The organism is Mycobacterium sp. (assembly GCF_032159775.1).
Taxonomy (GTDB): Bacteria; Actinomycetota; Actinomycetes; order Mycobacteriales; family Mycobacteriaceae; genus Mycobacterium.
Map to the genome: position 1 here is coordinate 1 of NZ_JAVHWK010000211.1, position 12,340 is coordinate 12,340.

The 12,340-nt window shown below is 68.0% G+C and carries 12 protein-coding genes; 8 read left to right on the top strand and 4 right to left on the bottom strand.

Going from position 1 to position 12,340, the window contains the following annotated elements; all coding sequences use genetic code 11:
• Positions 1 to 91 precede the first annotated feature (91 nt).
• From QOJ24_RS26700 to QOJ24_RS26715, 4 genes are read left to right on the top strand one after another with little or no spacing between them, the layout of a single operon-like run.
• Entirely contained in the window at positions 92 to 772 is a 681-nt protein-coding gene (locus QOJ24_RS26700; RefSeq protein WP_526266600.1) for a DUF3043 domain-containing protein, read from the top strand.
• A 7-nt stretch (positions 773 to 779) separates the two neighbouring features.
• The gene (locus QOJ24_RS26705) at positions 780 to 1,310 is read left to right on the top strand and encodes a bifunctional adenosylcobinamide kinase/adenosylcobinamide-phosphate guanylyltransferase (protein ID WP_526266602.1); all 531 of its coding nucleotides are present in this window, start codon (positions 780 to 782) and stop codon (positions 1,308 to 1,310) included.
• Positions 1,307 to 2,347, top strand: coding sequence for a nicotinate-nucleotide--dimethylbenzimidazole phosphoribosyltransferase (cobT, locus tag QOJ24_RS26710; RefSeq protein WP_526266603.1), 1,041 nt, complete (start codon positions 1,307 to 1,309; stop codon positions 2,345 to 2,347). Before QOJ24_RS26705 ends, cobT begins: the two co-directional genes overlap by 4 nt.
• Positions 2,344 to 3,069: an adenosylcobinamide-GDP ribazoletransferase gene (locus tag QOJ24_RS26715; RefSeq protein ID WP_526266605.1), complete on the top strand. Its 726-nt coding sequence runs from the start codon at positions 2,344 to 2,346 to the stop codon at positions 3,067 to 3,069. Before cobT ends, QOJ24_RS26715 begins: the two co-directional genes overlap by 4 nt.
• A 7-nt stretch (positions 3,070 to 3,076) precedes the next feature.
• Here the strand turns inward: QOJ24_RS26715 and QOJ24_RS26720 are convergent, their stop codons facing one another.
• Together QOJ24_RS26720 and gcvT are read right to left on the bottom strand one after the other, a co-directional pair.
• Positions 3,077 to 4,180, bottom strand: coding sequence for a branched-chain amino acid aminotransferase (locus QOJ24_RS26720; protein ID WP_526266607.1), 1,104 nt, complete (start codon positions 4,178 to 4,180; stop codon positions 3,077 to 3,079).
• A gap of 22 nt (positions 4,181 to 4,202) precedes the next feature.
• A complete protein-coding gene (gene gcvT / locus QOJ24_RS26725) occupies positions 4,203 to 5,297 on the bottom strand; it encodes a glycine cleavage system aminomethyltransferase GcvT (protein WP_526266609.1) in 1,095 nt (364 codons plus the stop codon).
• A 46-nt stretch (positions 5,298 to 5,343) separates the two neighbouring features.
• Between gcvT and QOJ24_RS26730 the strand changes: the two genes are divergently transcribed.
• Both QOJ24_RS26730 and QOJ24_RS26735 read left to right on the top strand, forming a co-directional pair.
• Positions 5,344 to 6,429 (top strand): adenylate/guanylate cyclase domain-containing protein, encoded by a 1,086-nt coding sequence (locus tag QOJ24_RS26730; RefSeq protein ID WP_526266610.1) that lies wholly within the window; start codon positions 5,344 to 5,346, stop codon positions 6,427 to 6,429.
• Between the two features lie 18 nt (positions 6,430 to 6,447).
• Positions 6,448 to 7,971 (top strand): leucyl aminopeptidase, encoded by a 1,524-nt coding sequence (locus tag QOJ24_RS26735; protein ID WP_526266612.1) that lies wholly within the window; start codon positions 6,448 to 6,450, stop codon positions 7,969 to 7,971.
• Positions 7,972 to 7,973: 2 nt separating this feature from the next.
• Here QOJ24_RS26735 and QOJ24_RS26740 read toward each other — a convergent pair whose 3' ends face one another.
• A complete protein-coding gene (locus QOJ24_RS26740; RefSeq protein ID WP_526266614.1) occupies positions 7,974 to 9,737 on the bottom strand; it encodes an SDR family oxidoreductase in 1,764 nt (587 codons plus the stop codon).
• A 10-nt stretch (positions 9,738 to 9,747) separates the two neighbouring features.
• Positions 9,748 to 10,104: an oxidoreductase gene (locus tag QOJ24_RS26745; RefSeq protein ID WP_526266615.1), complete on the bottom strand. Its 357-nt coding sequence runs from the start codon at positions 10,102 to 10,104 to the stop codon at positions 9,748 to 9,750.
• A 158-nt stretch (positions 10,105 to 10,262) separates the two neighbouring features.
• On the opposite strand from QOJ24_RS26745, the gene sucB reads away from it, so the two are divergent.
• Positions 10,263 to 12,080 carry a 2-oxoglutarate dehydrogenase, E2 component, dihydrolipoamide succinyltransferase gene (sucB, locus tag QOJ24_RS26750; RefSeq protein WP_526266617.1) on the top strand — a complete coding sequence of 606 codons (1,818 nt, stop codon included), beginning with the start codon at positions 10,263 to 10,265 and terminating at the stop codon, positions 12,078 to 12,080.
• A 10-nt stretch (positions 12,081 to 12,090) separates the two neighbouring features.
• The coding region (locus QOJ24_RS26755) for an NAD-dependent epimerase/dehydratase family protein (protein WP_526266619.1) at positions 12,091 to 12,340 on the top strand (250 nt) is incomplete at its 3' end.

Sequence of the window (12,340 nt, forward strand, 5' to 3'; positions counted from 1 at the left end):
ACCGCGGTGAGGCTGTCGCCGAAGCAGTCGGGGGCGATGAGCACGCGGAGGCCGTCCGAGCCGGTCATCACAGCAGATTATGCTGGCGGGCGTGAACCTGCTGGGGCGCAAGAAGGACAACCCGCCACCTGACGACGCTGAAGCCGCCGACGACGTCGAGGCGACCGCCGACAGCGACTCCGGCACCAAGGCTTCTCGAGCGACGGCACCGAAGGGCAGGCCGACACCGAAGCGGGATTCGTCGCGCCGCAGGGGCCCGATCGCTCCGGCCCCGATGACCACCGCCGAGGCAAGACGCAGGCGCAAGGAGCTGCGCGGGCCGAAGCTGTCGCGCGATGAACGCCGCGAGGACAAGGTGGCCAGGCGCGCAGCGATGTCGGAGCGGCGCGAACGGATGATGGCAGGCGACGACGCCTACCTTCTGCCGCGCGACAAGGGTCCGGTTCGTGCGCTCGCGCGCGACATCGTGGACGCCCGCCGCATCAGCGTGCTCGGCCTCTTCATGCCTGCGGCGCTGGGGCTGATCTTCGTCATGCTGGCGGTTCCGCAGGTGCAGTACTACATCTCCCCTGCGATGCTGATTCTGATGGGGATCATGATCGTCGACGGACTCTTGTTGGGCCGCAAGGTGAATCGGCTTGTCGACGAGAAATATCCCGACCACACCGAGGGCGGTTGGAAGCTCGGCTTCTACGCGGCCAGCCGCGCCTCCCAACTGCGCCGGATGCGCGCACCACGGCCGCGGGTCAACCGCGGCGAAAAGGTCACCTGAGCCACCGGTGCGCATTCTGGTGCTCGGCGGTATCAGGTCGGGCAAATCCGAGTGGGCCGAGTCCGTCATCACGCAGTCCGTGGGCGCCGAGGTACCGGTTCGGTATCTCGCCACCGGACCCGTCGCCGACGACGACGCTTGGGCAAAGCGGGTGGCGTCCCATCGCGCGCGCAGGCCCGGCCACTGGTCCACCGCCGAAACCTTTGATGCGGCAAAGCAATTGCGCACCGAAGATTCGCTGCCCACATTGGTCGACGATGTCGGCGGGTGGCTGACCGCGGCGATGGACCGCACCGACGCATGGGCCGGCGGGTCCGTTGAAGCCGATGTCGACGACTTCCTCGACGCCGTCGCGGGATACCAGTCCGACCTGGTGCTGGTCAGCCCGGAAGTGGGCCTGACCGTCGTACCCGAAACGGTTGCAGGCCGCCGTTTCGCCGACGAACTCGGCGCACTCAACCAGCGGCTGGCGCAACTGTGCGAACGAGTGGTGCTGGTGGTCGCGGGCCAGCCCGTCAGGGTGAAGGAGCCATCGTGACGGAATTCCCACACATCGCCGCTCCTGACGCCCAGGTCGCCACGCAGGCGCGGGCCCGCCAGGACACGTTGACGAAACCGGCCGGTTCGCTCGGGCGCCTCGAGGAGCTGTCGGTGTGGGTGGCTGCATGCCAAGGCGTGTGCCCGCCCAAGCAGTTCCAACGCGCGCGGGTGGTGGTGTTCGCGGGCGATCACGGCGTAACTGTCGCCGGGGTGTCGGCGTTCCCCTCGGAGGTCACCGCGCAGATGGTCGCGAACTTCGACTCCGGAGGCGCAGCGATCAACGTGCTGGCGGATTCCGCCGGCGCGACCGTGCGCGTTGTGGACATCGCGGTCGACGTCGACGAGCCACTTTCCGCGTCGATCGGCGCGCACAAGGTACGCAGGGGCAGCGGCAACATCGCTGTCGAGGACGCGGTGACGGCAGACGAGGCGCAGGCCGCGCTCGACGCAGGCCGCCGGATCGCCGACGAGGAGGTCGATGCGGGAGCCGACCTGCTGATCGCGGGCGACATGGGTATTGGAAACACCACCGCGGCAACGGTATTGATCGCCACACTGACCGGTACCGAACCGGTCGTGGTGGTCGGCCGGGGCACCGGTATCGACGACGCCGGATGGTCGCGCAAGGTGGCGGCCGTTCGCGACTCGCTCTACCGCGGCCGCGGGCTGACGGCCGATCCGCTCGGGCTGCTACGGGTGTGCGGCGGCGCGGATCTGGCCGCGATGGCGGGGTTCTGTGCTCAGGCCGCCGTCCGCCGGACGCCGGTGCTGCTCGACGGCGTGGTGGTGACGTCCGCCGCGATGATCGCCGACGTGCTCGCGCCGGGCGCACGCGATTGGTGGCGCGCAGGTCATCGTTCCACCGAACCCGCGCACACGCTGGCCCTTGAGAAGCTCGAACTCGAACCGATCGTCGATCTGTCGATGCGTCTCGGCGAAGGCACCGGCGCAGCGGTGGCACTGACGGTCGTCCGCGCTGCGATCGCCACATTGCGGTCGATGGCTACCTTCGATGAGGCCAGCGTCTCGTCGTGATCCGTTCGGTCACAGGGGCGTTCGCGTTCGGAACGGTTCTGCCGCTACGCGCGGGGTCCGGGGTCGGGCGGGGCGTGCTGACGGCTCTGCCGGTGGTCGGCGTGGCGCTGGGCGCGTTGGCCGCCGCGGTGGTGTGGACGGCGTCGCAGGCGTTCGGGCCGGCCAACCCGCTGGCCGGCGTGCTTGCGGTGACGGCGCTGCTGATCGCGACCCGGGGCCTGCACATCGACGGGCTGGCCGACACCGTCGACGGCCTCGGCTGCTACGGCCCGCCGGAGCGGGCGCTGCAGGTGATGCGGGACGGCGGAACAGGCCCGTTCGGTGTGGCCGCGATTGTCGTCGTGATCATTGTGCAGGGGCTGGCCTTCGCCGAACTGAGCGCGATCGCGGTGATCGCCGCGGTGACGGCGGGCCGGGTCGCCGCCGTCGCGGCCTGCCGCCGATCGGTGCCTGCGGCCGACGGCAGCACGCTGGGCGCGATGGTCGCGGGCAGCCAACCGGTTGCGGCGATAGCGGCGTGGGCCGTCGCGGTCGCAGGGGCGGCGGTGCTGGCCGGGCCTCGACCGTGGCAGGGCCCGCTGGTCGTGCTGGTCGCCCTCGGCTGCAGCGCAGTGCTGGTGGTGCACTGTGTGCGTCGCTTCGGCGGAATCACCGGCGACGTACTCGGCGCCGCGATCGAGGTGACGACGACGGTTGCCGCCGTCGGCCTGGCGATCGGCTAGTCAAAAGCTAGCTCAGCCGTGCCATCCAGCCGTGGGTATCGGCGAACGTGCCTCGCTGGATACCGGTCAGCGTGTCGCGCAGGGCCATCGTGATCTCGCCCGGTTCGCCGTCGGCGATGGTGAATTCACCGTCGCCGTACTTCACGTGCGACACGGGGGTGATCACCGCGGCGGTCCCGCATGCGAAGACCTCGGTGATCTCGCCCGCCGCCGCCTTCTTCTGCCACTCGTCGACGTCGATCTTGCGCTCCTCGACGGCGAATCCCGCGTCATTTGCCAACTGCAGCAACGAATCCCGCGTGATACCGGGCAGCAACGAGCCGCTGAGCTCCGGTGTGACAAGGCGGGCCGAACCGCCGCTGCCGAACACGAAGAACAGGTTCATGCCGCCCATCTCTTCGACATAGCGGCGTTCGATGGCGTCCAGCCACACGACCTGATCGCAACCGTTGTCGGCGGCTTCGGCCTGCGCCAGAAGCGATGCCGCGTAGTTGCCGCCGAACTTCGCGGCACCGGTGCCGCCCGGTGAGGCACGCACGTATTCGTGTGACAGCCACACGCTGACGGGTTTGATGCCACGCGGGAAGTACGCGCCCGCCGGTGACGCGATCACCATGTAGCGGTACTCGGACGCCGGCCGCACCCCCAATCCTGGCTCGGTGGCGAAGATGTAGGGCCGCAGATACAACGATTCCTCGCCGCCCGCCGGAGGCACCCATTCGCCGTCGACAGCGATGAGCTGGCGCAGCGACTCGATGAAGACCTCGTCGGGCAGCTCGGGGATGGCCAGCCTGCACGCCGACGTGCGTAGCCGTGCGGCATTGGCTTCGGGGCGGAACGACACGATCGAACCGTCGGCCCAGCGGTAGGCCTTCAGCCCCTCGAACACTTCTTGCGCATAGTGCAGAACGATCGCCGAGGGGTCGAGCTCGATGGGGCCGTACGGCATGACCCGCGCGTTGTGCCAGCCCTTGCCGTCGATGTAGTCGATCGACACCATGTGGTCGGTGTGATGGCGGCCGAATCCCGGATTCGCCAGAATTGCCGCACGTACCTCGTCGCTCGCCGGATTCGCATTGCGATCGACGGTGAACTCGAGGTGCTCGGTCATGCGCCGATTGTATATCCGGGCGCTACCGGGTTTTTGCCTCCACAAAGGGCGGTTTCACGACGTCACACTCGACGGCGCGACCGCGTACGTCCACCGAGACTCGCTGCCCGTCGGCGATGTCGCGGTCGGTGTCGAGCAAGGCGAGCGCGATGCCGACTTTCAAGCTCGGAGAGAAGGTTCCCGATGTCGTCACCCCGATCGGAGTGGAACCGTCGAGCACCGTCATGTCGGGCCGCAGCACGCCCCTGCCCGCCGCGCGAAGGCCGCGCAGCAGCCGCTTGGGCCCCGCCTCCTTCTCGGCCAGCAGAGCTTCGCGGCCCCAGAACGCATCCTTGCGCCAGCCGATGGCCCAGCCGCACCGCGCCTGCAATGGCGAGATGTCCAGCGACAGTTCATGGCCGTGCAGTGGGTAGCCCATCTCGGTGCGCAGCGTGTCGCGGGCGCCGAGGCCGGCCAGTTGGCCGCCGGCGCCGGACACGGCATCGACGAGCGCATCGAACACCACAGGAGCGTCGTCCCAGGCCGGCAGCAGCTCGTACCCGTGCTCACCGGTGTATCCGGTCCGGCACACCCGCACCTCGGCGCCGTTGAAGTCGGCGTCGGCGTAACCCATGTAGTCCATATCGGTCGGCAGCCCGAGCGATCCGACAACATCTGCCGATTTGGGTCCCTGTACGGCGAGGACCGCGCGCGACCGGTGCTCGTCGGTGATGGTCAGCCCGCTTGGCGCCTTGTCGCCCAGCGCGGCGACGACGGCCGCGGTGTTGGCGGCGTTGGGGACCAGAAACACTTCGTCATCCGAAACGTAGTAGGCGATCAGATCGTCGATGACACCGCCGGATTCGGTGCAGCACAACGTGTATTGCGCCTTGCCGGGGCCGATCCGGCCGAGGTCGTTGGTCAGCGTCGAGTTGACGTACTCGGCCGCACCGGAACCGCGGACCGACGCCTTGCCGAGGTGGCTGACGTCGAACAGACCGACAGCGGTACGCGTGGCGGTGTGCTCGCCCACGGTGCCCGCATACGCGACCGGCATCAGCCAGCCGGAGAACTCGGCGAAACTGGCGCCGAGCTGACGGTGCCGTTCCTCTAGCGGGCCGTGCTGGATTTCGCTCACGGGATTCAACCCTAATCGCGGCAACGCTACTGGCAGACTCCGGTGGGTGGTCGATCTCGAGGCGCTGGAGGCCGCAGGCATCGCCAACGCACACGAGCGTGCCGCGCTGATCGAATACCTGGACACGTTGGGCTTCACGCCAGAGGAAATGATCGAGGCTGAGCGCCGCGGCCGCCTTTTCGGTCTTGCCGGTGATGCTCTGCAGCGGTCCGGCCGCCCGATCCACAGCCTGCGGACGGCCGCCGACGTGCTTGGTGTGCCTCTGGACGACATCGCAACCGCATGGGCCGTGCTCGGCCTCACCGTCGCAGGCCCCGACGAGGTCGCCCTGAGCCAGGCCGATGTCGACGGCCTCGCGACCTGGGTGGCGATGAAGAACCTGATGACCGACGACGGCGCGTTCGGTTTTCTGCGGGTCCTCGGCGCCACCATGGCACGCCTTGCCGAAGCCGAGTCGGCCGTTGTCCGTGCCCGCTCGCCCGACCTTCAGATGACCCACAGTCATGACGAACTCATCACCGCGCAGGCATACCGACAGGTGGCGGAGTTCATTCCCCGCATCGGAGCACTGATCGATGCCGTTCACCGCCATCACCTGATCAGCGCCAGGACCCATTTCGAGGGCGTTCTCCGCGATGCGTCGGAAACTGTGGTGTGCGGCATCGGTTTCGCCGACCTGTCGGGCTTCACGGCTTTGACCCAGCAGCTCACACCAGCGGAGTTGTCGGGCTTGCTGAGTGAATTCAGTGCCACCGTCACCGATGTGGTGCACGCCGACGGCGGTCGAGTGGTGAAGTTCATCGGCGACGAGGTCATGTGGGTCAGCTCGACGCCCGAACGACTGGCCAAGGCGGCCGTGGATCTCGTCGATCACCCGAAGGCCCGAGAGGCGCAGATGCAGGTCCGCGCCGGTCTCGACTACGGCACGGTGCTGGCCGTCGGCGGCGACTACTTCGGCAACTCGGTCAACCTGGCCGCCCGGCTCGTCGCCGCTGCCGAGCCCGGACAGATCCTTGCCACGTCGGCCGTCCGCGACGAGCTGGCCGACTGGCCCGCAGTTGCACAGGAACCTTTGACCCTCAAGGGTTTCGACGACCCGGTCACGGCCTATGACCTGCACGTGTCTCGCTGACCGATAGGCTCAACGGTCGTGAGCCCTGCAAATACTGGATATCAGGCCCCCACCGTCGCCGTCAGCTCGTCGTTGCCCAAGCGCAAGGCCGACAAAACGGTGCTGATCGTGCCCGTGGTCGGCGGAGGCGACGACGACGGCACAGCGACCGTCGTCGCGAACCCGTTCCTCGATGACCAGGCCATCGGCGAGATCGAGGTCGCCCTCGAGTCGCTGGGCGCCAAGGGCGGCACGGACCAGGTGACACGGGTGGTCGCGCCGTCCCTTCCCGTTGGCAGTGTGCTCGCGATCGGTCTCGGCAAGCCGCGCGACGCGTGGCCGTCCGACCTGATCCGGCGTGCCGCCGGGGTCGCCGCCCGGTCACTGAACGGCACCGAGGCGGTGATCACCACACTGTCGGATATCGACCTCGAGGCCGCCGTCGAGGGATTGATCCTCGGCGCCTACCGGTTCAGCAATTTCCGCAGTGACAAGACCGCCCCGAAAGACAAGGGCCTGCGCGACATCACCGCGCTGGTGGCGGACACGAAGGGCAAGACCAAGGCGCAAGCCGAGCGCGCCACCGACATCGCGACCGCCGTCGCCACCGCCCGCGATCTGGTCAACACCCCCCCATCGCACCTCTTTCCCGACGAGTTCGCCAAGCGCGCAAAGGCTTTGGGTGAGGACGCCGGACTCGAAGTCGAGGTTCTCGACGACAAGGCACTGGCCAAGGCGGGGTACGGCGGCGTGATCGGCGTCGGAAAGGGTTCGTCGCGCCCGCCGCGACTGGTCCGCCTGGCGCACCGGGGAGCGAAGCGAAAAGGCAAGAGGGTCGCCCTTGTCGGCAAGGGCATCACGTTCGACACCGGCGGCATCTCCATCAAGCCGGCCGCCAACATGCACCACATGACGTCCGACATGGGCGGTGCGGCTGCCGTCATCGCGACGGTGGTGCTCGCGGCCAAGCAGAAGCTGCCCATCGACGTGATCGCCACCGTGCCGATGGCCGAGAACATGCCGTCGGCGACTGCCCAGCGGCCGGGCGACGTGCTCACCCAATACGGTGGAATCACCGTCGAGGTGCTCAACACCGACGCCGAGGGACGCTTGATTCTCGCCGACGCGATCGTACGGGCCTGCGAGGACGACCCCGACTACCTCATCGAGACATCGACGCTGACCGGTGCGCAAACCGTCGCGCTCGGCGCCCGCACGCCTGGGGTGATGGGCTCCGACGAATTCCGCGACCGGGTCGCCGCGCTGTCCCAGGAGGTCGGCGAAAACGCTTGGCCCATGCCACTTCCCGATGAACTCAAGGACGACCTCAAGTCGACGGTGGCAGACCTGGCCAACGTCAGCGGCTCGCGGTACGCGGGCATGCTGGTCGCCGGCACCTACCTTCGCGAGTTCGTCGCCGACGGCGTGGCGTGGGCACACATCGATGTCGCGGCCCCGGCGTACAACACCGGCGGCCCGTGGGGCTACACCGGCAAGGGCGGAACCGGGGTGCCGACTCGGACAATGTTCGCGGTGCTCGAGGACGTCGCTCGAAACGGTTAGAGCTACACCAGCCTGACGCGGGCCGCATTGCGCATCGCCTGCGGCAGCGCCCGAGACGTGCCGTAGAGCAGATAGGCCTCCGGGGTGATGGGCCGGATCGGCTTGTTCTTCTTGACAGCCGAAACAATGGCCTTCGCCGCCTTGTCCGGTCCGAAACGTCGCCGCCTGAACTGCTTCTCGAGAAGCTCGCGACGGCTCTCGATGCTTTCATCCGAGCGGCCAGGGGCGTCGAAGCGGGTGGTGTGCACGATGTTGGTATCGATGGTGCCCGGGCACACGGTGGTGAGTCCGATACCCGCGGCGTCGAGCTCCGCACGCAGACAGTCGGAGAACATGTAGACGGCGGCCTTCGATGTGCAGTAGGCATTCAGAGATTTCGACGGCGAGTACGACGCCATCGAAGCGACGTTGACGATGTGGCCGCCTGTGCCGCGCTCGACGAGACGCTTCCCGAATGCCCTGCAGCCGTTGACGACACCACCGAGGTTGACGTCCAGCACCCGCTCCCACTGCTCGGCAGGGGTGTTCAGGAACTCCCCCGCCTGACCGATGCCCGCGTTGTTGACCACGATGTCGGGCACGCCGTGCTCGGCGCACACCTCGTCGGCGAACCTTTCCACCGCTTCGGCGTCGGCCACATCGACGACATACGGGTGCGCGACACCGCCCCTATCGACGATCAGGGCGGCGGTTTCCTTGACGGTCGCCTCGTCGACGTCGCTGACGATGAGTTCGGCGCCCGACCGCGCGAAGGCCAGCGCAGTCTCCCGTCCAATGCCGCTGCCCGCGCCGGTGACCGACACCAACGTGTCGCCGAAGTCGTCGCGTTTGCGGCCGACCTGTGCGCGTGACAACGCCCGGGTGGCCGGCTTGCCCTCGAGAAAGTCGACAAGTTCGGCGACACTCGCCGCCAGCACCTGTGGATGAGACATCGGCGACCAGTGACCCGCGTTGATGTCGCGTCGCCACAGTCGCGGTACCCAGCGGGACAGGTCGTCGAAGCCGTGCGGGCGCACCACCGGGTCCTCGGCGGCCACGATCAACTGCACGGGCACGCCGACGTAGCGGTCGGCGGGGAACTTCGTCGGCGGTGAGACGGCCAGCGAGCGATAGATTTTCAGTGAGTTGACGAGGTCGGCGGCGGCGGTCTCACTGCGGTAGCGCTGTTCGGCGGGCACGCCGTCGGTCAGCAGTCCGTTGGCGCTGCGCCGCATCAGTCCCTTGAAGACCGCGGGCGCGACGACGGGGGCCGCGAACGGGTACCAGTACGTGAGCCGCAGGATCCGGTCGATCGCGCGGGCGAAGCGCACCGGCCGGTAGGGACGCCTAAGGCTCTCGAAGATGTAGCCGCCGTAGTGGGCGACGCCCGGCCCGGACGCCGAGGTGAAGGACGCCACCCGGTCGTCGGCACCCGGCCGGCTGAGGTACTCCCAGGCGGCTACCGACCCCCAGTCGTGGCCCAGCAAATGGACGGCTATCCCTGGGCCCGCTGCGGCGATCACCGCGCCGAGGTCGTCGGCCAGCTTGGAGATCGTGTATGCCGAAACCGGTTTGGGGACAGATGAACTGCCCACACCACGGCTGTCGTATCGAATTATCCGGAACCGGTCGGACAGCCGCGAGACGACGCCGTCCCACAACACGTGCGAATCGGGCCAGCCGTGCGCCATCACCAGCGTCGGCCCGTCGGGGTTGCCCTGCTCGTATGTGGCGATGCGAACACCATCCACACTGTCGACGAACCGCTCGGTGATCGTGTCCCCCATGGTCGAGACCCTAACGGTCCTCCAGCTCCCGCCGAGCGGCGCGTTCCCGCTCGATGCGGCGGCGGGCATCGTGGTCGCGCATGCGTTGCGGATAGCCGACCTTCTGCACGTCGTACACCGGGATCTGCAGACGCTCGCTCAGCCGCCTGGCCCCGGCATCGCCGCCTGCGCGACGCCGTGTCCATTCGCCGTCACCGGCTACCAGCACGACGGTGAGCTCGGTGACCGTGGTCTTCGGCTCCACGAATGCCTCGACACCCGCGTGCTGGGCGACCCACTGCCGCATGTATGCCAGGTCGGCGGCGGGGTCATTGCCGCCGCTGCCGCGCCGAGACCCGCCGCGCCGAAACCTGCCTAACAGTCCCAACTGGGCCGTACTCCTTTCGGAGCTGCCACGCTCCGCCTCTATCGATAGTGCCAGAGCAAAAGGTGTGCAGGTCTGGGGCGAGCGCACGGGCTCGACATGACAGGATGGGAACTGGCATTCGACCCGTGACGACCAACCGTTCGAGGGAGTCAACAGACATGGCAACTTCCGTCCAGATGCCGGCACTCGGCGAGAGCGTCACCGAGGGGACCGTCACCCGGTGGCTCAAGCAAGAGGGCGACACGGTGGAGCTGGACGAACCGTTGCTCGAGGTCTCCACCGACAAGGTCGACACCGAGATCCCGTCCCCCGCGGCTGGCGTGCTGAAGAAGATCGTCGCCCAGGAGGACGACACCGTCGAGGTCGGCGGCGAGCTGGCCGTGATCGGCGACGAGGGAGAGGACAGCGGAGGCGGCGAGGAACCCAAGTCCGAGGAACCCGCAGAAGAACCCGAAGAGGAGAAGCCAGCAGAGGAGCCGGCCGCGGAATCCACGCCCGTCGCCGAGGAGCAAGAGGAGCCCGAGGCCGAGGAGAAGCCCGAACCGGAGCCCGAGAAGCCGGCCGCCTCGTCTGGTGGGGGCGACGCGACCCCGGTGCTGATGCCCGAGCTCGGCGAGTCAGTCACCGAGGGCACCGTGACGCGCTGGCTGAAGAAGGTCGGCGACAGTGTCGAGGTCGACGACCCGCTGGTGGAGGTGTCCACCGACAAGGTCGACACCGAGATCCCGTCACCGGTGGCGGGAACGCTGATCAGCATCACCGCCGAGGAGGATGACACCGTCGCCGTCGGTGGCGAGCTGGCCAAGATCGGCGACGCCGGGGCGGCGGCCGCCGAAAAACCCGAACCCGAGCCAGAAGCCAAGGAAGAAGCCAAGCCCGAGCCAGAAGCCAAGCCCGAGCCAGAACCCGAGCCGGAGCCAGAACCCGAACCGGAACCCGAGGAAGAGGCGAAGCCCGAACCGAAGGAAGAAGCCAAGCCCGAGGCCAAACCTGAGCCGAAGCCTAAGCCGCAGGCCGATTCCGAGCCATCGGGTGACGGCGCGCCGTACGTCACCCCGCTGGTGCGAAAACTGGCCAGCGAGAACGACATCGACCTTGGGGCGGTGAAGGGCAGCGGCGTCGGCGGGCGCATCCGGAAGCAGGACGTGCTTGCCGCGGCCGAGGCCAAGAAGGCACCCGCAAAGGAGGCGCCGGCGGCCAAGGAGGCACCGGCACCCGCCGCGAAGGCGGAACCGGCCTCTGCACTGGCACATCTGCGCGGCACCACGCAGAAGGCCAACCGCATCAGGCAGATCACCGCGAAGAAAACCCGCGAATCTTTGCAAGCCACAGCGCAATTGACTCAGACCCACGAAGTCGACATGACGAAGATCGTGTCGCTGCGGACGCGCGCCAAGGCTAGCTTCGCTGAGCGTGAGGGCGTGAACCTGACGTACCTGCCGTTCTTCGCGGTGGCCGTCGTCGACGCGCTCAAGGCGCACCCGAACGTCAACGCCAGCTACAACGAGGACACCAAGGAGATCACCTACTACGACGCCGAGCACCTCGGCTTCGCGGTCGACACCGATCAGGGTCTGCTCTCCCCCGTCGTGCACAACGCGGGCGACCTGTCCCTGGCCGGCCTGGCCCGGGCGATCGCCGACATCGCGGCGCGTGCCCGGTCAGGCAATCTCAAGCCCGACGAACTGTCCGGTGGCACCTTCACCATCACCAACATCGGCAGTCAGGGCGCGTTGTTCGACACACCGATCCTGGTGCCGCCGCAGGCGGCGATGCTCGGTACCGGCGCGATCGTCAAGCGGCCGCGCGTAGTGGTCGACGACAACGGCAACGAATCGATCGGCGTGCGGTCGGTGTGCTACCTGCCGTTGACCTACGATCACCGGCTGGTCGACGGTGCGGACGCGGGACGGTTCCTGACCACCATCAAGCGGCGCCTCGAAGAGGCGGCGTTCGAAGCCGACCTGGGCCTGTAAAGACGCCGCTGTGCCCAATTCCGTGATAGCGATCGCGGGTTCGTCTGGACTGATCGGCTCTGCCTTGACGTCTGCACTGCGCGCGGCGGATCACCGCGTCATGCGGATCGTCCGCCGGGCACCGTCGAGCGCCGACGAGGTGTACTGGAATCCCGACACGGGCGAGTTCGACCCGGACACCGTGCGCGGCGTCGACGCCGTGGTGAATCTCTGCGGGGTCAGCGTCGGGGCCAAGCGGTGGTCGGGGGCATTCAAGCAGA